This window comes from Nocardia fusca NBRC 14340 (genome assembly GCF_001618425.1).
GTDB classification, from domain to species: Bacteria; Actinomycetota; Actinomycetes; order Mycobacteriales; family Mycobacteriaceae; genus Nocardia; species Nocardia fusca.
This window is the reverse complement of the sequence record NZ_BDCU01000042.1, coordinates 160,110-180,543: the sequence shown is the minus strand read 5'-3', so window position 1 is coordinate 180,543 and position 20,434 is coordinate 160,110. Positions and strand designations below refer to the sequence as shown.

General features: G+C 67.1%; 22 protein-coding genes and 2 pseudogenes. 11 read left to right on the top strand and 13 right to left on the bottom strand.

The window, feature by feature from the left end; translation table 11 throughout:
• The 7 genes and pseudogenes from NF4_RS39530 to NF4_RS27365 form a co-directional block, all read left to right on the top strand.
• Positions 1-296, top strand: a pseudogene (locus tag NF4_RS39530) (transposase); the annotation flags it as partial.
• 198 nt (positions 297-494) lie between these two features.
• Complete coding sequence (locus tag NF4_RS27395; protein WP_084533508.1) at positions 495-833, top strand: WXG100 family type VII secretion target; 339 nt, start codon at positions 495-497, stop codon at positions 831-833.
• Positions 834-844: 11 nt separating this feature from the next.
• Positions 845-1,165, top strand: coding sequence for a WXG100 family type VII secretion target (locus NF4_RS38835; RefSeq protein ID WP_063130276.1), 321 nt, complete (start codon positions 845-847; stop codon positions 1,163-1,165).
• Positions 1,162-2,346, top strand: a complete 1,185-nt coding sequence (locus tag NF4_RS27385; RefSeq protein ID WP_063130275.1) for a hypothetical protein — start codon at positions 1,162-1,164, stop codon at positions 2,344-2,346. The genes NF4_RS38835 and NF4_RS27385 overlap by 4 nt, the downstream gene beginning before the upstream one ends.
• Positions 2,303-3,573 (top strand): IS3 family transposase gene (locus NF4_RS27375; RefSeq protein ID WP_157120639.1). Its coding sequence is split into 2 segments (ribosomal slippage): positions 2,303-2,591 and positions 2,591-3,573, totalling 1,272 coding nucleotides; the frame shifts between segments, so codons are not numbered across the junction. The genes NF4_RS27385 and NF4_RS27375 overlap by 44 nt, the downstream gene beginning before the upstream one ends.
• A 78-nt stretch (positions 3,574-3,651) precedes the next feature.
• The gene (locus NF4_RS38830; RefSeq protein WP_063130273.1) at positions 3,652-3,981 is read left to right on the top strand and encodes an ADP-ribosyltransferase; all 330 of its coding nucleotides are present in this window, start codon (positions 3,652-3,654) and stop codon (positions 3,979-3,981) included.
• 15 nt (positions 3,982-3,996) lie between these two features.
• On the top strand, positions 3,997-4,269 hold the full coding sequence (locus NF4_RS27365; protein ID WP_063130272.1) for a hypothetical protein: 273 nt from the start codon (positions 3,997-3,999) through the stop codon (positions 4,267-4,269).
• Between the two features lie 18 nt (positions 4,270-4,287).
• On the opposite strand, the gene NF4_RS27360 is transcribed toward NF4_RS27365, so the two are convergent.
• The gene (locus NF4_RS27360) at positions 4,288-4,935 is read right to left on the bottom strand and encodes a recombinase family protein (RefSeq protein ID WP_369690953.1); all 648 of its coding nucleotides are present in this window, start codon (positions 4,933-4,935) and stop codon (positions 4,288-4,290) included.
• 431 nt (positions 4,936-5,366) lie between these two features.
• Here NF4_RS27360 and NF4_RS36975 point away from each other — a divergent pair, with 431 nt between their 5' ends.
• Positions 5,367-6,521, top strand: a complete 1,155-nt coding sequence (locus NF4_RS36975) for a YdcF family protein (protein ID WP_198165502.1) — start codon at positions 5,367-5,369, stop codon at positions 6,519-6,521.
• Here NF4_RS36975 and NF4_RS27350 read toward each other — a convergent pair.
• The 11 genes and pseudogenes from NF4_RS27350 to NF4_RS27305 all read right to left on the bottom strand — a co-directional run bounded on the left by NF4_RS27350 (position 6,503) and on the right by NF4_RS27305 (position 15,165).
• Complete coding sequence (locus NF4_RS27350) at positions 6,503-6,754, bottom strand: cupin domain-containing protein (RefSeq protein ID WP_063130270.1); 252 nt, start codon at positions 6,752-6,754, stop codon at positions 6,503-6,505. The genes NF4_RS36975 and NF4_RS27350 overlap by 19 nt on opposite strands.
• Positions 6,755-6,764: 10 nt before the next feature.
• Positions 6,765-8,303 (bottom strand): tyrosine-type recombinase/integrase, encoded by a 1,539-nt coding sequence (locus NF4_RS38130; protein ID WP_063130269.1) that lies wholly within the window; start codon positions 8,301-8,303, stop codon positions 6,765-6,767.
• A gap of 2 nt (positions 8,304-8,305) precedes the next feature.
• Positions 8,306-8,509, bottom strand: a pseudogene (locus NF4_RS39525) (IS701 family transposase); the annotation flags it as partial.
• A gap of 303 nt (positions 8,510-8,812) precedes the next feature.
• Positions 8,813-9,649 (bottom strand): hypothetical protein, encoded by an 837-nt coding sequence (locus NF4_RS27340; RefSeq protein WP_063130268.1) that lies wholly within the window; start codon positions 9,647-9,649, stop codon positions 8,813-8,815.
• Positions 9,650-9,677: 28 nt separating this feature from the next.
• A complete protein-coding gene (locus NF4_RS27335) occupies positions 9,678-9,956 on the bottom strand; it encodes a cupredoxin domain-containing protein (protein ID WP_232330669.1) in 279 nt (92 codons plus the stop codon).
• Between the two features lie 26 nt (positions 9,957-9,982).
• Positions 9,983-10,315, bottom strand: a complete 333-nt coding sequence (locus NF4_RS27330) for a cupredoxin domain-containing protein (RefSeq protein ID WP_063130267.1) — start codon at positions 10,313-10,315, stop codon at positions 9,983-9,985.
• Between the two features lie 9 nt (positions 10,316-10,324).
• Positions 10,325-11,893, bottom strand: coding sequence for a multicopper oxidase family protein (locus NF4_RS27325; RefSeq protein WP_063130266.1), 1,569 nt, complete (start codon positions 11,891-11,893; stop codon positions 10,325-10,327).
• Positions 11,890-13,188 (bottom strand): hypothetical protein, encoded by a 1,299-nt coding sequence (locus NF4_RS27320; RefSeq protein ID WP_063130265.1) that lies wholly within the window; start codon positions 13,186-13,188, stop codon positions 11,890-11,892. The genes NF4_RS27325 and NF4_RS27320 overlap by 4 nt, the downstream gene beginning before the upstream one ends.
• Entirely contained in the window at positions 13,185-13,868 is a 684-nt protein-coding gene (locus tag NF4_RS27315) for a methylamine dehydrogenase light chain (protein ID WP_063130264.1), read from the bottom strand. The genes NF4_RS27320 and NF4_RS27315 overlap by 4 nt, the downstream gene beginning before the upstream one ends.
• Before the next feature lie 85 nt (positions 13,869-13,953).
• Positions 13,954-14,562: a thioredoxin domain-containing protein gene (locus NF4_RS27310; RefSeq protein WP_063130263.1), complete on the bottom strand. Its 609-nt coding sequence runs from the start codon at positions 14,560-14,562 to the stop codon at positions 13,954-13,956.
• 21 nt (positions 14,563-14,583) lie between these two features.
• Positions 14,584-15,165, bottom strand: coding sequence for a MauE/DoxX family redox-associated membrane protein (locus tag NF4_RS27305; protein WP_063130262.1), 582 nt, complete (start codon positions 15,163-15,165; stop codon positions 14,584-14,586).
• Positions 15,166-15,487: 322 nt separating this feature from the next.
• Between NF4_RS27305 and NF4_RS27300 the strand changes: the two genes are divergently transcribed.
• The 3 genes from NF4_RS27300 to NF4_RS27290 all read left to right on the top strand — a co-directional run bounded on the left by NF4_RS27300 (position 15,488) and on the right by NF4_RS27290 (position 20,100).
• The gene (locus NF4_RS27300) at positions 15,488-16,981 is read left to right on the top strand and encodes an APC family permease (protein WP_063130261.1); all 1,494 of its coding nucleotides are present in this window, start codon (positions 15,488-15,490) and stop codon (positions 16,979-16,981) included.
• A 3-nt stretch (positions 16,982-16,984) separates the two neighbouring features.
• Positions 16,985-17,755, top strand: coding sequence for an IclR family transcriptional regulator (locus tag NF4_RS27295; protein WP_063130260.1), 771 nt, complete (start codon positions 16,985-16,987; stop codon positions 17,753-17,755).
• A gap of 635 nt (positions 17,756-18,390) precedes the next feature.
• A complete protein-coding gene (locus NF4_RS27290; protein WP_157120637.1) occupies positions 18,391-20,100 on the top strand; it encodes a hypothetical protein in 1,710 nt (569 codons plus the stop codon).
• Positions 20,101-20,137: 37 nt separating this feature from the next.
• Here NF4_RS27290 and NF4_RS27285 read toward each other — a convergent pair whose 3' ends face one another.
• Positions 20,138-20,425: a hypothetical protein gene (locus NF4_RS27285; RefSeq protein ID WP_232330668.1), complete on the bottom strand. Its 288-nt coding sequence runs from the start codon at positions 20,423-20,425 to the stop codon at positions 20,138-20,140.
• Positions 20,426-20,434 lie beyond the last annotated feature (9 nt).

Here is a 20,434-nt window from a genome sequence, read left to right as displayed (position 1 = left end):
TGGAGTGCGCCTGGGCGGCACCAAGGAGCTGATCGCCCTGGCCGAGGGGCTGCGCGAGTCGGCCGGGTCGTGGGCCGATCTGCTACGCGACTGCCGCAGGCGCGGCATGCGAGACCCTGAGCTGGTCGTCGGCGACGGGACGGTGCGATGGGCCTGTGGAAGGCACTCGTCGAGGTCTTCCCGGCTGCCCGCCACCAGCGATGTTGGGTCCACAAGGCCCGGAAGTCGTATACGCCCTGCCGAAGTTCGCACAGCCGGGCGGGACGAAGGCGCTGCGGGAGGTCTGCAACGCCGAGTACCTGCGTCACTGCTCATCAGGCGGCTGATCCACGCAGGCTATCGCGGGGCAGAGCCAACTGACACTTTCCTGTCGCGCCCGACTGACATTTTGCTGTCGTCTCTCATGTGTGGTGGAACCGGCCAGGTGGGCGGTGCGTCGGTTTATTTGTGAGGATCGGTGACCGTATGGGCCGTGACGAGTGTGGAGGCGAAGAGTGAGTACGACAGGGGAACCGATCACGGTGGACCCGGGCGCGATGGCTGATGCCGCCCAATTCTTCTCGTCGATGGCGACCACGCTGATCAACGCCGTGAAAGACGTGGACTCGAATATGGAGCACCTACTGGGTACATGGCGCTCTACTGCCGCGACCGCCTACGCCGGCGGCTGGGACGAAGCACGAACTGGTGCACTGGAAGTGCTGGAAGCCCTCGGCGACATGGCCGAGTTGCTCGGGGTGAACGGGCTGGACTTCGAGGGCACGGACACGGATCTGTCCGGCACGGTTGCTGCCACCGCGGCAGCCACTGCGCCCAGTTCGCTACGGCTCTGAGGGAATCAACGTTGAGCAACGAAGGATATGCGGTCGACCTGACCGAACTGGAGGCGGCTGCCACCCGGTTGGGCAATCTGATCGGGTTCGTGGAGGACTCCCTACAGCAGATCGACGGCCGCGACGCGACGCTGCGCGCGGGCTGGTCCGGTGATGCCGCCACCGCCTACGACACCGCCCACACCGAATGGGTCGCCGGTGTGCAGGACATGAAAGACGGTCTGCTGCGGATGCAGGAGGCGGCGAAAACCGCGCACACCAACTACACCAACGCTGTGGCGACGAATGTCTACATGCTGGGTCGCGGGCCCGCGCCGGAGGGCGGGCAGTGAGCGACGTTATCGACGTCGACACACACACCTACTACGAAGTCGCCGCCAGACTCGGCCGCGCCGCGGTCGCGTTAGGTAAGGCGGTCGATACCCGCTGGCAGGCGCTGGCCGACTGCGCGGAGATGACCGGCAGCTACGACGACGCCAAGACTTGGGCCACGGATTACGATGCCCGCGCTGCCGAGGCGATCGACACCGCTGAGCTGCTGGCCGAGGCCGCCCGCGGATATGCGGTCCTGGTCACTGAGATGGGCTATAACCATGCGAAGGCCGATCACGCTTCGATGACCATTCCCTGGCCGGAGCCGGTTCGGCCGCCCGACCCCGAGGAAATCGCGCTGTCGAAACGGCCGCCACTGCCTTCGGCCGGCGGGCCCGGGCAAGGGCTGGTCACCGAGGGTTTATCGGCTGCGATAGACCTGCTCGACGAGATCGGGATCGTCATCCCCGACGGCGACACCGGAAAACTCGGTAATGCGCACCGGATCTGGTCGGAGATGGCTGCCGATCCCGCGGTCGCCGGTTTCGCTGCCGAATTGGATCAGCTCGCCGGCATGTTCGCTACCGTGACCACCTCGGAAGCAGTTTTCATCGACGAAGACTTGCGCGCGATGGCGGCTGCAGCAACCGATATCGCCGGCATGATGGGCGAGATCGCGGCCGCTGCCGAGGACCACCGGGCCGGCCTGGAAGACATGCGGACCAAGCTGAAAGACCAGCTTGTCGAACTGGCCAAGGATATCGGCACCGAGGTCCTGATCGGCGTCGGTCTGTCGGTAGTCACTGCAGGATTCGGGGCGGCGGTGGCCGCGGCGCGCGCCACCAACGCGGTGCGCAAGTTCGCGGGCCCGATCCGCAACCTGATCACCGCGTTCAAATCCATGAAGCTGGCCAAAGGAGTCAAAACGACCCACCAGGCCACCAACCACCAGCCGACGCTGAAGCAACTGGCAGCGCTGAAACCGAAGAAGGCCGGCACCGAAAAACCTGCACCGACGAAGGCCGTGCTCACCGAAGACGACCACATCGCCATCAACAGCTACACCGGCATGGGGTTCAAAGACATCAACCAGGCGTTACGCAACCCACTGGCTGAATCGCCCCGGCATGTCGGGAGGCTTCGTCTCTTGAGCGAGGATGAAGTCTGTGAGTTCGAAGAAGTACCCGCAAGAGCTGCGTGAGCGAGCCGTGCGGATGGTCGCCGAGATCCGGGATCAGCACGACTCGGAATGGGCCGCGATCGGTGCGGTCGCCGAGTTGCTCGGGATCGGGACGACCGAGACGGTGCGTAAATGGGTCCGCCAAGCCCAGGTCGAGACCGGGGATCGCGCGGGGGTCACCTCGGAGGAATCGGCGGAGGTCAAACGACTGCGCCGGGAAAACGCGGAGCTCAAACGCGCCAACGCGATCTTGAAGTCTGCGTCGGCTTTCTTCGCGGCCGAGCTGGACCGGCCCGGACGCTGATCGTCGAATACATCAGCGAGCACCAGGGCCGGCGGGAAACCGGTGGCCTGCGATGGGGTGTCGAGTCGATCTGCGCCGCGCTCACCGAGCTCGGTGTCGGGATCGCCCCATCGACCTATTACGAGCACCGCAACCGGCACCCGAGTAGTCGACAGGTCCGTGACCGGCAGCTGAAAACCCAGATCACGCGGGTGCATCGCGAGAACTTCGCTGTCTACGGGGCCCGGAAAGTGTGGCTGGCGCTGAACCGGGAAGGTATCGCGGTGGCTCGGTGCACTGTCGAACGCTTGATGGGTGAACTCGGTCTGCGGGGAGCGGTGCGTGGCCGGATCAAGCGCACGACCATCGCCGATCCGCTCTGTGAGAGGCCTGCTGACCTGGTGAGTCGCCGGTTCGCACCCGCGGCACCGAATCTGCTGTGGGTCGCCGACATCACCTATGTGTCGACGTGGACCGGATGGGTGTATGTGGCGTTCGTGGTCGATGCCTATGCCCGCCGGATCATCGGATGGCGCACGTCGACGTCGATGACCACGGCGTTGGTGCTGGACGCTATCGAACACGCCATCTGGACCCGCGAACGCGCCGGCTGGGACGTGAAAGACGTGGTCCACCACACGGATAGGGGATCTCAGTACACATCCATCGCGTTGGCCGAAAGACTGGCCGAAGCCGGCATACAGCCCTCGGTCGGGGCGGTCGGATCCAGCTACGACAATGCCTTGGCCGAGACGATCAACGGTCTCTACAAGACCGAGGTGATCAAACCACGAGGACCCTGGCGCAGCGCTGACCAGGTCGAGTTCGCCACCGCTGAATGGGTCGACTGGTTCAACCACCGCCGCCTCTACCAGCGTTGCGGTGACATCCCACCGGCCGAGATGGAGGCGGCCTACTACAGTCGACGACCAGCCCAGCACACTGCTGAGCTGTCACACCAGTAAGTCTCCGGACTCGCCGGGGCGATTCAGGCTGGTCCTGACCCCGCCCAACAGGCCCGAATAGACGCGCTCAACCAAGCCTTGGGCAAGCTGCCGAATTATGAGGGACCGCTGACCCGGCACACGAACTTGCCTCCCGAAGTACTGGCTCAGTACCAGAAAGGCGCCGAGGTGACCGAAGCCGCGTTCACATCCACGTCCAAGAACCCGGCGGGCGCGAACTCGCTGTGGCCGGAGGTCAGTAACGTGGAGATGCAGATCATCAGCAAGACCGGCAAGGACGTCTCGGGGCTGTCGAAGTCTCCGGAGGAGATGGAAGTCCTCTTCCGATCCGGTACCCCGTTCACGGTGACAGAACGTTTCGTCGATCCGGTCACGGGCCGGACCGTGATCCGGATGGTCGAGAAATAGAAAGAGAGTGATCACGTGCCCAAATGGATAGCCGGAAAGAGTTTCCGCACCCCCGACGAGATACGCGCCGCAGGCGAAGAGGTCATGTCCGAGGAAGAGATGGCCGCCTACAACGCGCAATTCGACGCCTGGGAACGCACCCGCAACCGCGACGCCCCCGGCCCCGTCCCCGGATTCGGAGGCAAGTTCAGCGACGACTTGGCCGGCACCGAATACGACCCGGACGCCCCGGGCTACCCCGACCACGCACGCCGCACCTTCAACCCGAGAGAAACCCGCGACGAATGACCCTCCCCGTACGGATGGTCATGGGATCAACTTCCGTTTATCAGTGAGTTCGGGAACGTACTTGTACAGCGTGGTCCGCGAGATCCCCAGCAGCCGCGCGATCGAGGACACCGACTCATCCGGCCGGGTCAGCAGCGCGCGGGCCTGCCGGACCTGTTCCTCGCTCATGGCCGGTGGCCGGCCGAGGCGCTGCCCGCGGGCCCGAGCGGCGGCGAGGCCTTCGTGGGTGCCGTCGACGATCAGTTCGCGGATGAACTCGGCCAGGGCAGCGAAGACATGGAACACCAACCGCCCGCCGGGGGTGGTGGTGTCGAGGGCTTCGTGCAGGGACCGGAACCCGATACCGCGGCGGCGCAGGTCGGCCACGATCGAGATCAGGTCCTGCAGGCTGCGGCCGAGCCGATCCAGCGACGCGACCACGAGAGTGTCGCCGGCGCGCATGTAGTCCAGGCACGCCGAGAGCTGTTCACGCTCGGCGTCCTTCCCTGATTTCTTGTCGGCGAACACCTTCTTGCACCCGGCCGCCTTCAGTGCCCGAGTTTGCCGGTCGAGGTTCTGGTCCCGGGTGGAGACGCGGGCGTACCCGATCAGTGCCCCTCCCCCGCCGATCGGGTCCAGGGCATCACCGTCGAGGGAGAGCGGTTCGAGCGCATTGGTGTCCGTCACCCGACAATCGTACATAAAAGGGCGCTCTCACGTTATTGAACAGCCAGACTTTGCGACACGTTTTTTGAACAGTCGCTGATTTCGGGCGACCTGGGCATTCCCGTGCCCGAGCCCGTTTCGGCTCGAGTGTTCAAGAAACAATCAATTTATGAACATTTCCGCGAGGGCGGTGCCCCGCCTGGAAACGAGGCCCGAGACGGCGCACGCGATGGAGGCGTATGTGTGTGGGGTAGGTGCCCAGATCCGAGAGTTCCAGCAGATGCAGAGAACTAAGGGTCGGGACTAACCTCAGCGGGCTGACAGCGGACAAGGTCCTGCGCGTCGCTTTCGGATCATGAGTTTCAAGAGGATGGATGCGCGGCCCAGATCTGCCGGATGCGAACGGCCCGGCGGGGATCGCTCGAGACGCTGCCGGTCGAGTTGTACGCGCCTTGACCACCGGTATCTCGGACGCGGTTGGCAAAGAGCGGGGATTGATCAGCAACACCCGGGCATCGGCCGGCATGTTCGTCCGTGCGGAACGTGGCGCTGCGATACCGATCGATACGTCCGCCCGCGCGTTGATCGGCAACGATCAGGTCTACGGCGGGCGCCGGGAAGACGCCTACACCGCATGGTTCCGGGAACTCCACGATCGCGGTGTGGATACCGACCGGGCGATGTCGGACCTGGGAAAACTATGGGATTACCTGCGCCGCGACCCGAAATGGGAGATCGATCCAGCACGGAACTACGGAGGAATCATCTTCTTCGGTAGCAAAGACATCGGCGGCGCCTCGGTAATCGCGAACCTGGTCCGCGACCGCGGGCTCGGCGATGTCCCTGTCGTGTTCTCCGGAAGCAACGGCGAAGCAGCCAAATTCCGGCTGGCCGCGGAGAAGATGAAACTCGACCCCCGGCAGATCATCGAGGAACCCAAAGCCGCCAACACGGGACAGAACGCTGCCTTCTCCGTCCAGATGCTCGCCGACCACGGCCGCGATATCTCCTCGCTCATCGGCGTGTGCACCCCTTTCCACACGCGCCGGGTATGGGCCACAGTCATGCAACAGGGCATCGCCGACGTGAACGGCAAGCGTGTGTCGGTCGATCACGTCGCCATGTCCACCGCGCACGTCTCCCTGGAGAACTACATGCAGTACGGCAACCGCCCCGATGCCGATACAGCCCGGTCGCCGGCTCACGCAGCCATGTCTGGTGCTGACTGTCCGCTTCCTCGGGAAACGGCCAGGCGTACCCGTCGCCGACGACGTCCCATTCGAAGCCGGGAAACGCCTCCAGGATCTCACCGAACCGCTCCTGCGGCACCCCGATTTCGAGATCGGAGTGTACCCGTCCGAGACCGCCAACGAACAGGTCCAGCGCCCACCCGGCGGCGACATACCAACACGGCGGGGTGCCCGAGAGCCGTTCGGCGGCTTCGGCGGGAGTCCATGCCTGCCACAGGCGTTCGCATTCCGCGACGGACAACAGGCGGCCAGCCATCTCGTGAAGACTCCTTCACCTCACCCCGGCACGCCGGGTCGCCCCGGAGACTACCCTTCTCGGAGAGGGCTCTACCAGCCAGTCAGTTCTCTCGGCCGTAGTCGTCGTCGAGTCGGATGATGTCATCTTCACCGAAATAGGTACCGGTCTGCACCTCGACGAACACCAGATCTTCACACCCCCCGGCGGCGACACGATGGGCGGTCTCCACGGGGATGTCGACGGCGTTCGCCAACTCGGGGCGTCCCTCCCGCCGAGCCGGGGGATGCCCCGCGTTGTGGCCACCGACATGCTGAGGCCGGAACTCGCACCCAGACATTTCGGCGGCGACCATCGCAGATCTTCTAATCTCGCTGGGCCGGACTCCGTGAAGGACCCCGATGATCGGACACCTCGGTGGCCAGTGGGTGGGGTTCCCCGGTGAGGTGCGCGACGGCGGTGGCCACTTCGCTGATGGTGGCGGTGGTGTAGATGCCGGTCACGCCCCCACCTGTCTGGCTGTGGCGGGCGAATTCCCGGGCGACGGCGGTGCCGTAGTGGCGCTCGACCCAGGTGGTGGCGGTGTGCCGCAACCAGTGGATCGAGATGCCGTGGGTGAGCACCCACGGGAGGTGTTTGCCGAGTCGTTCGAACAGGTGGTTGTAGCGGCGGCGGGTGATCGGGTTGCCGTTTCGCGCGCGCAGCAGTGGACCGGACGCGAGGGCACCGCGTTGTTCGGTGTGGCGGCACAGGGCTTGCATGAGGGTCGGTGAGATGGGTTGCCACAGCTGCGTGCCGCCTTTTTCTCGGAGCAGGATCACCGATTGCACCGGGTCCAGGTCCAGGTCCTGTGGCCGTAAGGCCAGTGCTCCGGCGCGGCGGCAGGTGGTTGCGAGGTTGCTGCGGGAGACCAAGGTGTCGAGGTGCTCGGGGCCCAGTTCCTGTTCACGGTGGGCGAGTACGCGGCGATGGTGTGCGATAGCGCGCGACGACATGCCTTGGCTGTCGAGGAACAGTGCAGTGGTGTTGAGGATCGCCGCCGTGGTGGTGGTGTCACCTTCGATGTGCGCGGCGAAGGCCTCGATATGTGGCAGCAGTGTCCGCCATGTCGGCCAGGTGGCGAGGTCTTCTCGATCGGGTAGCGCGTCACGCAGTGTGAGGGCGGCACACTGGCAGGCGTGTTCGATCGCCTCGAGGCTGCGGTGGGGGTCCGAGGAATCAGGGGTGCGGGCAAGTCCTTGGACTAGACGGTGGACCGACACGGTGGCGGTGGCCGAATCCGAGTGGATCATGCTGTATGCGTTGAGCACACCGAGCGCGGCATCGAGGACAGGTGGGGAGACCGGCTGCTGACACAACGCGAGGGGAATGGCGTCGGGCCCGTACCAGGCCAATGCGCGTAACAGGTCCGCGGCCGCGGGGTGGGTCTCGGTGATGCGGTTCAGGGTCACCCGCCAGATTCGGGCGATAGTGCGTTCGCGGTCTGCTACGACCGCAGCCTGGCCGTACATGTCGCCCGGATAGTCGGTGAGCAACCGCAGATAAACCCGCGGTGTGGTGAGCGGGCTCTGCGCCAGGTACGCGCCGGCCTGCTCGATGGCCAGCGGCAGATGCCCCAGCACGGCGCACAATTCGGCCGCGCCGTCGATATCGCGGGGTCCGTTCGCGGTCATCAGGCCGGTGAGCAGCCGCCGCGATTCGTCCGCTTGCAGGACATCCAGGCGCACCACCGATGTGCCCGGTGCCCACCCGGAGGAAAGCCGACTGGTGATCACGACACGGCCCGCGCCGGACCGGGCCAGCACTGCGGCGATATCGGCGGGGTCGTTGACGTTGTCCAGAATCAGCAGCCACCCGGAGTGCGTGGACAGCCATTGCAGGGCACGGTCGGCCAGCGCTTCCACCTCCAGGGCCTGCGCCGATGCGGCCGCTGCATCCCGTCCGGCGTCAGATCCCCGGCCGCTTCGGCAAGCGTCCAGCCATTCTTCCCCGCCAACGGCGCCAACAGTCCCCGCACATACATCCGCGCCCGCAACCGCGGCTCCGCCCGATAGAAGCGCCCCGCAACCAGCCCGAACAGATCATCCAACCCGGCCACCCACGCAGCCAGGTCCTCACCGAGCGACACAACGAAAGTCCATACCGCACAACATCACCAAGTGCTACTGGAGAAATAAGTTAACAGGGATTCGCATCTACGGGCCAGTGCCCGGACCGCATGGACATTTGCACCGTGGACACCGGTTTGCCCGGACAGGCCCGCAGTCCGGTCTCTGGCGCGGTTCTTGAACGAGACGTGCGCACCCTGAGGGATCCGCGTTCAACCGCCCAGTAAGATCGGGTGCGGCCGCCCGGACGGAACGACGATCGGCATCGGCCGAGCCGGTCGGCTGTGCTCCGACAGCCGGAGATCTCAGTAGAACGTCCCGGCGGCGAAAGCTCCGAGCCCTACCAGCACCGCACCGGTGAGCACCTGCACGCGGCGGTCGACCAGGCACATCAGTGACAGGAAACCGGGCATCGAGCCACCGCGTCGGGTGTAGGCGATGGCGGCGGCGCTCGGCAGGCAGCGGCCGAGGGCGACCGTCACGAACAGGGCCGCGCCGAGGGTCGGTGACCCTACGGCCGCGACTCCCAGCACCAGCAAATAGTACGCGCTCGAACGGATGTAGATGAGGAAGCCGGGCCCGATGATCGCGCCGAACAGCAGCGATACCTTCCACGGCGCCATACTGCGTCGCAGGTGCCGCGGTAGCTGGCGGCGGCGCATCGGGGTCGGCAGGGCGAGCAGCCCGAGTTCGTGCAGGCCGTAGGCCGCGGCGAGGACGGCCCAGGCACCGATCAGCAGTGTGAGCGGTACGAGGCCGAGGGCGAAGCCGCCGAGCACGCCGATCAGCGCGCCAGTGATCGACGCCGTGGCCACGGAGCCGAGGGCATGCCAGCCGAGGCGTCGCAGCGGTGTGGAGGCGCCGCGGCGGCCCGGTTGTTTGGGTGCGACCACCACGCCCGCGACGGACATCCCGCAGGTTGACCAGTTCGCGGCCAGGGCGGTCATCAGGCCGGCGCCCACGACCGCGCCGGTGAGGCCCGCGGCTTGTCCAGGAGCGGCCACGAATGCCGTCGCGATACCGGCCGTGGCGGCGGCCGCGGGAAGGACTATGCGGGAACCGAGTCCGACCGATCGCTGGAGTTCGGGCCGGATCTGTGGCATATCGACGGGCAGAGCTTCGTGATCGAGCAGGGTTGTCATGGTGTACCTCCTGGAGGGTGGCCGCACGTCAGCCGACGTGCACGGTTCCGGACATGGTCGGGTGGATGGAGCAGCGATACGCCACGTCACCGGGTGTGGTGAAAGTGAACCGGAAGGTGTCCTCGCTGCGGATTCCGCTGTCGAAGACACTCTCGGCGCGCAGGTCGTGCAGGAGGAGGCCGTCGTCGAAGCGCCATTCGACGGTGCCGCCGACGGGGATCCGGACCTCCTGCGGCTCGAATCGGATCTGGCTGATGTGCACGACGGCGTCGAGCTGTGATGGACCCGAACAAGCGCCCGCGAACACCAGCAGCAGGACGGCCGCCGGGAAACTCAGCCCTCGACCACGACGGTGCCGACCATCATCGGGTGCGGGGTGCAGTGGTAGGTGAAGGTGCCCGCTTCGGTGAAGGTGTGGCTGAAACTGCCTTCGGTGAGCAGTTCGCTCTCGAACGCTCCGTCGTCGGCCACCACATCGTGCGGAAGGCCGTTGTCGTCGAAGATCCATTCGACAGTCTGGCCTTTCTCGATCGTCACCGAGGCGGGGCTGTAGCTCATATTCGCCACCTGCACCGTCACGGGGGCGCTGTCGCCACCGGAACCACCGCAGGCCGTCAGCGGAAAGAGTGCGCATACGGCGGCGGCCAGAACCAGGAGCTTTTTCATCGATACCTCTCATCGGACGTACATCAGGTTCGCCGTCATTCCGGCTTCGAAGTGATAGGCGTTGTGGCAGTGGAACATCCATTCCCCCGGGTTGTCGGCGTCGAATTCGATCGTCAGCGAGGTGCCGGGCAGGACGTTGACGGTGTCGCGGCGCAGACCGCCGTAATCGGGGATCGCGAATGTATGCCCGTGGGTGTGCATGGGGTGCCACATGGTCGACCGGTTGTGCATGGTGATGCGGACGCGCTCGCCCTGTTTCATCACCAGATCGCCCGCGTCGGCGCCGGCCATCGCCCAGACGTAGCGGTCGCCGGCCTGGAGCAGGTCCACCGCGTAGTCGCGGTCGGGTGGCCGGTTCGGTAGGCGCGTGTGCTGCGCGGGGCGCAGTTCGCCTTCCGGTACCAGTTGCCCGCGGAGTTCCGGGATCACGCCGCCGATATCGGGATCCGCGAGCGGAACCGAGTCCGAGCTGCGCAATACGGTCGAGGCGTAGCCGGGGCGGCCTTCGACCGCCGCCACGACCGGCCACGCCCCGGAGGCGACCGTCACCAGGACGTCGTAGCGCTGGGCCATGCCGATCAGGATCGTGTCGGCCTCGGCCGGGACCACGTCGAACCCGTCGACCGCCACCACGGTCAGCCGGTGTCCGGCGACGGCGAACCGGTAGGGCGTCTCCGCACCGGCATTGATGATGCGCAACCGCAATCGCGCACCTGGGGCCGCCGTAATCACTGCGGGATCGTTCGGAGGGCGGCCGTTGATCAAATGCAGCGGATAGGCGATGTGCTGGGCCATCCCGCCGAGCACCGGCGATTCACCGTGCCCGGCCGCGGTGAGCGAGGCCGCCACCGCAGCCTCCCCGGCACCCACCTGCACCGGGGCAGCGGCACCGTGACCGGCATGACCGCCGTGCAGATCGGGGTTGAGAGCGGCCATCACCGCATCCGGGGTGGTGCCCAGCCCGTCGACCCAGTCGTCGAGAACCAGTACGGCATCGGCATCGGCACCCGTCGTATCGCCCGGGTCCTCGACGATCAGCGCGCCGAAGAGACCGCGATCGGCCTGCAACCCGGAATGCGAGTGGTACCAGTATGTTCCCGGGTCGGGCGCGACGAACCGGTACTCGAAGGTGCCGCCCGCGGCGATGGGTTTCTGGGTGACCGGCGGCACCCCGTCCATATCGTTGCGGATCCGGATGCCGTGCCAGTGGATACTGGTCTCCGCCGGCACCGTGTTGGTGACCCGCACCGCGAGCGTATCCCCGGCCGAGAGCCGCAACTCCGGAGCGACCGCCCCGGCCCCGTATGTCCACGTATTCACCAGCCGCCCACCGAGATCCACAGTCGCCGCACCCGCGGCGAGAGCGTATGAAGCGGTTTTCCCGGTCGACGCACGGGCGGCCTCAGCGGCCGCGATCTCGGGATCGCCGGGTTTTATGTAGTCGAGCCGGGTCGGCCCGAAGGTGGTGCCCGCCGACGATCCACACCCCGTGGCGCCGAGCGCGCCGATTCCCGCCAGGCCGGCGCCGGCCGCCGCGAGGGACAGGAACCGGCGCCGGCCCAGCAGTGCGGAGGTCATTTCAGCACCTCGGGCGTGAGCAGACCGGCGACCGGTTCGACATTGCCGTCCAGCGTCACCGCGCTCACCTGGTTACCGGTGGCCACATCGAACCCGACCAGCCGCTGCGGCGCCTCGCCGTCGACTTCCGGCGCATCCCCGAGGACGTAGAGCTTCGTGCCGTCCACGCTGTAGGCCATCGACGTGTAGGCGGTGATACCGGCGTCGGCGAGTGTGTAGGTGCGCAGCGGTTTCAGGTTCGCCGCGTCGTACACCACCACCTTGGCGACCGATCCGCCGCGGGCGGAGTCGGGGTGCACGATGCTGTCGGTGTAGGCGATGGCGATCCGGGTCCCGTCGGCGTTGATGACGTTCTCGGCGAAACGGCCCGACGGGTCGCCGGCGTTGCCGATCGGTTTCACCGGTTCGGTGGGTAGTCCGGCGGTGAAATCGAAGACGAAGACATCGCCGTTCTCGCTGACCAGCAGTGCCTTGTTTGCCTCGGCGGCGAAGGTGGTCTTGCGGGTGCTCACGAAATCCTCGGGCAGCACCTTCGCGCGGCCGGCCTCCTCCGGGACACCGGCGTCGTTGATCACGACATGCAGCAGTTCGCGGGTCTCCTCGCAGACGCTGTAGAGGTCGTGCCCGACCATCCAGGTGAACGGCCCGCAGCCCACAATGCGGACGGCTCCGCTCTCTCGCCCGGATTCGAGATCGACGACCCGGATTCCGTAGAGCCCGTCGTCCCAGGTCACGAAGTACTTGCCATCGGAGGTGACGGCATTGGACCCCGGCCGCGAATGCACCCGCGCCACATCGGGAAGTGCGACCTCGGCGGGCTCGAGCAGGTTGCCCGAGTAGGTGCTGACGGTGAAATCGGCGTCGCCGCGGGAACCGCGGGGCCGCCAGACCTCGGCGGCCAGCACCGCGGGATCGTCCGGAGTCTGCCCGACGAAACCGTGGATGACCGGGTCCCAGATCCCCGGGCCCACGACGACCCGGGCCGTGATCTTCCCGGTCGCCGGATCGATGGCGTCGACCTTCATCTCGAGACTGCCGAAATCACCTTCGACGCCGAGGATCTGGTCGGCGCCGATCGGCTTGATCTTCCCGACGTGCAAGGGTTCGGGGAACTGCCCGGTGATCTCCTGGTCCTGCTCACCAAGGCCGACCCCCGGCCCTGGGTCGCCGAATTCGACACTGGGATAGGTGACCTCGGTGGACGATTCCGGGTCGTTCGACCCGCACGAGGTGACGGTGAGCAGGGCGGCCAGCGGTACGGCGGCGAATGCGACCCTGCGGCGGTTCGAAGTCATGATCCGGCCCCCACCTTCGGCCGGTCCGCGGGGCGGGCCTGGCAGTCGGCGCCGATGATCGGCGCCATGGTGCAGGTGTAGGCCTGCGACTGATCGGAGACGCACCAGATGATCTCCTGATCGGTGCTGCCGCTGACCGGGTTGTACATGGTGGCCTGCATATCCGGCTCACCGCAGAAGGCGTTGGAGCAGCTCGGGGCGCCGCAGCAGTCGTAGTAGGCGATGAGGTAGGTCTTGCCGTCGGCCGGGTTGGTACAACAGCCGACCCAGAATTCGGCGCCCGGTTTCGAGCCCGGCGCGCAGGTGGTGAGGCCGCCGCCTTCACAAGCGGCGCAGGACGTTCCGTCCATATTGCACCAGCGCCAGTAGTCGCATTCGGCGGGATTGCTGCCGTCGTACTCAGGTACCTGCGGTTCCGGCGCCGGGTCGGGGGCGGCGGACGCACGCGACACGGGCAGCGCACCGATCACCGCGACCCCGGACGCCCCGACCGTCCAGCGGCCGATCCGGGAAAGCATCGAACGCCGTGAGGTGCGTTCGGACAGCCGGCGTCCCGCGCGGCTGACGAAACCGCCGCCGCGGCCGGCCATCCATTCGGCCTGTTCGGCCACCGTGTTCTCGTCGACCGGATACCGCTGTTCGGTACCTCCGTGGTCGTGAGGATGACTGTTCTGGTTCATCTGCACTCCGTTCCGGGAATCGAAGAAGGGGCTACACCTGCGTCCGGCCGTACGCGGACCGCGGCGGAGTTGCGACCGGTGGCGATCAGGCGGCACCGCGTTCGGCGGCCCGGGCGTGCAGGTGCTGGAGCGAGGGCGTATCCGTCTCCAAGGCGTTGAGCAGGCTCTCCACCTGCGCCATGTGATTGCACAGTCCTTTGGCTCGGACCTTGCCGTGCTCGTCGAGCATCACCCCGAACGGTGTGGTGCCCACCTGGTAGGCGATGCCGACATCGCGCCCGTCGACGTAGCTGAGTTCGGCGCCGATCCCCGCGCCGGCGAGGAAATCGGCGTGCTCGCGCTCGGTGCCGTCGGAGATCAGGACGATATCGATATCGCCCTCACCCTTGGCCATCGCTTTCATCCCGGGCAGCAGCGATTTGCAGGTGGAACAGTTCGGCGCGGTGAACAGCAGCAGCTGCGGGCGTTCGCGATGCCCGCCGACGCTGACGCTGCGGCCGAGCTGGTCGGTGAGGCCGTGGAAGGTGGGGCCGATCTGCTGCACCTTCGGGCCGGTGTCCATCATCCGGGCGCCGAGCGGCCCGAGACGCACCTGCACCCGGCCGATCTCGCGGGCGAGCCCGAGGATCATCAGCAGCTCGGCGCAGACCGCCGCGCTGAGTAGCAGGACCATGGTGACAAGAAAAATGGTCATGGATCTGTCCTTTTCGAGTGATCAGTAGCGGCTGGACGCCGAGACGGCGCGTAGCCGGACGGCGGCCGGGGTCAGGTAGTCGTCGACCGGTCGGCGGCCGAACGCCATCACCGATCGCACATACAGTCCGACGGCCGCCACCGTGACGGCGAAGACGCCGATACCAGCCCCTGCGGCGCGTTCGAAAACGGTGGGCACCGGTGCCGCGGCGACCAGTACCGCGGCTACCGCCAGACCAGCCGCCCGGAGCGCATGCCGCCATCCGATCTGCGCGATCTCCGCCTCGCTCGCGGCGAACGCGAAACATCCGCAATCCAGGTCGCGGCGGCCACGCAGCAGATTCACCGTGAGCGCGAGGAAGAAGACGACGAACAACGCCGCCGCGGCGGAACCGGTGGCGCGCGGTACGAGGCCGAGCACCAGCGCGGCACCGAGCACGATCTCGACCCACGGCAATACTGCGGCGACAACCGGTACCAGTGGATCCGGCAGCAGCCGGTACCCCCGCACACTGCGTTCCGTCCGGGCGAGGTCGCCCGCCTTCGGCACCCCCGCGATCACCAAGACGGTGCCCACCGCACCCGCCAGAGCTGCCCACAACATCGGCGCCCTCACTTCCCTCTACCCGACCGCCGGCATCCCGGGCGGTGAGCAAAGTATGGGGAGCCGATGCGACGGAACCGCTTCCCCGGGATTACCGGCCGCGCTTTACCGAATGGAATCGGCACCGCCGCGGTTTGCCCTGCTCAGCGGCAATCACCTCGCGGCAGAAGTGGCGCCGGTCACAGCAGGAGGCCTATAGCGCGGCCATTTTCGCGACCGATTCCCACTCGGCGGTCGCCTACCTGTCACATGGGAAACATCGATGCAATCCAGCCCTCGTAGATTGCTGTTCCCGAAGTAGATTTCTCACCTCAGGTGGCCCATGAACACCAGCGCTCTGCACGCCGCGCTCCGGCATGCCGCAGTGGCCGACCCACCCGTGGAACCGGTGTACTCGCCGCTGCGGGCCCTCGGCCGCAGTCAACTCACACCATTGGACCTGGCCGGACAATCGATGTCGACCATGGCGCCGGCCACCTGCATGGTGTTCACCGCGCTGTGGATGTCGGCGGCCGGATCGCACGGTGTGCGCGGGTTGGCAGCGGTCATCGGCGCGGTGCTGGTGATGGCGCTGGTCGCGCTGTGCATCCGCCAGTTCACGGTACGGCTCGCGGCATCCGGTTCGCTGTACAGCTTCGTCGCCCACGGTCTCGGGAAGCGCGCGACGCTGACCGCGGGAGCGGCTTTGCTGGTGGGCTACCTCGGCGTGTCGATCTCGGTACTGTCCAACGCCGGCGCCGATCTCGCGCAGGTGGGCGAATCGTTCGGGCTCCCGCGGTTTCCCGCCGCGCTCGTCTGCGCGGTCATCGCGGTGGCCGTCGCACTGATCGCGATCCGCGGGGTGCGGTTCGCCACCCGGTTGATCCTGCTGATCGAGGTGTGCACCGTTGGGTTGATTCTCGCCCTTCTCCTGCAGACCCCCGAACCGCCGGCCTTCGACCTGACGGTGACCTCCCTACCGTTCGGCCTCCTGGTGTTCCTGTCGATGCAGACCGTACTGAACCTCGCGGGCTTCGAGAGCGCGGCGTTCTTTGGTCCCGAAGCGCAACGTCCGTTGCGCACGGTGACGCGAACCGTCCTCGGCACGCCGCTGCTCGTGGGTACGCTCTACATCGTCGCGGGCTGGGCCGGGATGACAGGGCATGCGGGCACCCTGCTCAACGCGTACTTCGGCGGCACCGCCTCGGGTGCGAGCCCGCTGCTCGTGCTCGTGGTGAACATCGGCGTCTGTTCGTCGTGGATCGCCTCGACCCTCGGTTTCGCGCAGGCGGGGTCGCGGTTGCTGTATTCGATGAGCCTGGAACGCATCATCCCCGCCGTGTTCGAGAAGGTGCAGCCCCGGTTCCGCACCCCCTACGCCTGCGTCGCGCTGTTCGTCGGTATCTCGTTCCTCGGCACGCTGTGGCACACTCCCGGCCACGGCGGTTCCCCAGCATTCGACGCCGTCACCGAGATCACGCTGCTGCTCGGCTACACCCTGGTCGCCTTCGCGGCGTTGCGTTTTCTGCACCGTATCGGCGAGCACACTCCGGGGACTCGTGCGGCGGGCCTGGCCGCGGCGGTCGCGGGAAGCGGTCTCCTGGCGTTCGCGGCCGTGGATGCCGGCCGCTCGGGCGGATGGATCTACCTGGCGTGGTGCGCCGCGCTGGGGATCTCCGGCCCTCTCTGGTATGCCGTGCTCCGCAGATACCGGCCCGGCAGTATCGACGCGATCGGCGTCTTCGACAGTGTGGAAACCGCCGACCTGCTCCCCGGCGCCGCCTCGCTGAGCACCGACGAACACGGCCGTCCCGTGCTGAGCCCAACCGGACGGTAACCAATGGTGGCCGAGCGAAACCCCGCCCGCCAGGACGCGGCGGGCACCGAATTCGGGGGACAGCAACCCAAAGCGGTACAGCGCGCACTGGCGATGCTCGAAGCGGTGGCGCACCTGGGCGCCGGTGTCTCGGCCAAACAGATCTCCGCCTACACCCGGATCCCCCCGGCCACGGCCTACCGAATCCTCAACCTCCTCGTCGCCGACGGTTTCCTGGTCCGCACCCCCGACCTCACCGGTTTCGCCCTCGGCCGCCGGACCTCCGAACTCGCCTACGCGGCAGCAACCACCCAGCCCGCCCGGACTGTCGCAGAAATCCTGGACGACCTGCGCGCCGAAACCCGGCACGGCCTCTACGTGGCTTCCTTCCGCAGCGGCACGCTACGAATGGTCGACACGGACCCCGACCACGAAATCGTCTCCCCAGCCACGATCAGCCGCAATCCCCACGCCCACGCGGTCGGCAAACTGCTCCTCGCCTATCGCCCCGACCTGCTGGAGCACCTCGACCTGCGACCTGTCACCGCGCACACCGTGGTGGATCCACTGGCTTTCCGATCCCAGCTCGCCCACATACTGGCCACCGAGGTCTCCTTCGAGAACCAGGAGTCCCGCATCGGCCGCGCGGCCGTGGCAGTTCCGGTTCGTGAACCCGGCTCCGAGGTGGTCGGCGGACTATGCGTCCAGGGAGCCGCGGGCCGAGTATCGGCGGACAACACGGACCTGATCGCGTTCCTCCGACACGGAGCCGCCGAGTTGACCGGTCTCCTGTGATCGAGACTGTCCGATCGCCGTTCGGACGGACAGCCCTGTATCGAGATGCCGTTATGAGCGCCTGTTCAGCCGGCCATGCCGGTTGTGGCTCACGTCCCGCATCACACAAGCCCCGGAGCGGACGGAGGATTCTCTGCGCCCCGTGGGAATTATCGTCCTGCCGTTCGAAATCCCTACGCAAGCACGCCGCCCCAGCGATACGGTACTCCGGTCGTGCTGGGTAACGACGCACCCTCCGTCGTTCCGCTCTTGGCAGAATAGGCTTGCGTGCCGGCTCACCATCCCCACACGGCCCGCGACCAGACAACACGGTCCCATACCCGTGGCAAACCAGTGGTCCCATCACTCTGGCAAGCGACACACGGGTCACCCGTGGGGTTGGCCTCAACACCCACCGCCACGAAACCGCCGGGGCGGTCGAAGCCGACTGTGCCGACTGACCGATGTGCGGACGGTGGCGCGGCGATCAGCGGCAGCGACGATCGGCCGATCGATGAAAATCGTTGCCGAAAAGGTGCATCGGCGCGCCGCGACATGCAGAATATACCGGTCGAAGCGCTCCCTGGTCGTCGCCGAGCAAGGCTGTCCGGCAGCTCGAGACGTGAGGGTGAGCTGTGAACCGCGCGGAGGAGAATGTGGGCGAGTCGTTTCATATCGATCCGGACGCCGCGCGCCTCCTGACCGATGAACTGCGCAGTATCGCGGAGAGCGCGGGCCGGACAGCCCGCGCTCTACAGGACGCGCTCACGGCCGCCGGAATGACCGAAGCCGCCGCAAGCTGGGGCGATGACGAGATGGGTCAAGCGTTCGCGGAGTACTACCTGCCGGGCGCCGAGGAAGGTGTCAGTGCATTGGAAAGTAGTGCCGGCGCCCTCCACGAACTGGGTTCGATCCTCGACCAGTCGATTTCGGCGTTCGAAACAGTGGACAGCGACGGCGGCCGGCGCTTGCGAGCCGATGCCGCGAGATTGCAGTCCCCCCACCCGGAGTCGGGGGCACTACGGTCGGCCGACCGGATCCCGGTTGTCGGGGAGGTCCCCGCTGCTCGTACTCCCGCACTGGCCGGCGTACCCGATTCCGGTCCGGGCGCACCGGTGCCGGCCGGAACCGCGCCGGGGACAGGTGATCCGGTGGGTTCCAGTACTTCCGAACCAGGAACGCCGACCGCGGGCGCGGCGAATGATCCCTCGACCGGTACTCCCGCACAGCCGGAAGCGGGCCACCCCTACGAGGGTGACAGCCCGACCGGCCCGTCGGCGCCCGCCCGGCCCGCGAATGACCCCGCCCGCCCGGAAACCCCACCGGCGCAAACCGGCCGCGGCGCCGCGCCCTCCGCACCCGGTGACCGCGGTACAGCCCGTTCTCCGTGGTCCGGGCCGGCGCCGACCGTTCAACCGATCGCCGAAGGCCGCGGTGCTCCGGCCGCCGCCACCCCGCGCGTCTCCGCACCTCCCCAACAGGGCGGCCCACCTCGGGACGTTCCGCCGACCCCGCAGCGCGGTGTCTCCGCGGACACCCCACCGAATCAGCCGGGCGGCACACCCCGGACCAACCCACCGGGCCGCCGAGACGACCGCAGGCAAGAGCAACGGCCCGCCGCAGCTATACCGAAGTCGCCCAAGGCACGCCACGAGCCGGTCCAGCCTCCGCCGACCGTCACAGACCCCGCCGCAATGCGCGTCATCGAGGAGCTGGCCGCCCGGCACGGACTCCGGATCAGCGGATTCGACACCGCCGGGCTGGACGAACCCGCAGCACGCGAGATAGCCGCCGCCGTCGATCAGGTACTCGAACAACACCGCACCATCGACCTGCGTGTCCTGGAGATCGCCGACTCGGCGGACGGGCTACCTGCCCGCCTGGAGCGGGCGGCCATCTCCGACGCTGATCAACTGGAGCTCCGAGCAGCGCATATCGTTCTCGACCGGGCCGCGGCCACCGACCCCGGCCTGCGTGCCGCGGCGATCGAACGGGCGATCGGCGGCCGCCGGCCGGCTCCCGGCGCCATGGACCGGTCGCTCTACGCGATGGTGGTTCGTGAGCTCGGCCGCGCCTTGTCCGCTGCCGGAGATCACGCGGCACACCGGCTGGCCCAGCGCACCCTGATCGCCGAATATCTGCGAATAGCCGGCCCCGAACATGCCGGCGATCCGCTGGGCCGGATCGTCAGCGGTTACCGGCACTGGCGCGATCGGCTCAGTGGATGTTCGCCCACCACACGCTTCGACCCGGGCGCCGCGCTGGTGGAAGCGTTCACCGAGGTCGAGCTGCACTCGGACCGGGCAAGCACACCGGCCACGGCGCTACATCGATTGCTGGTGGACACCGCGAAGCAACGAACCTGACCGGGCTCCTACTCCCCGGCCCACGCGGGTGTGCCGGTTACTCGCCGTCCCGGATACGGCGCATCGTCTCGATCCGACGCGCCAAATCCTCCCGTTGGCGTCCGGCATTACTACCGTCGAGCTGGCCGGCGAAGGCTTCCTTCGCTGCCGCCACCAGCGCGTCGGAGACGTTCGGGTACGCGCGGGCAATCGCCCATAATGTCGCATCGGTTTCCATGTCCAGGCCGGTCGCCGAACGAAGCCCACCCCCATTGCACACCGAGGCCAGTTCGGCGTCGAAGTTCTGGATCAGTTCTTCACGGGTCGGGTGATTGAGCCGCATCATTCCTCCTCG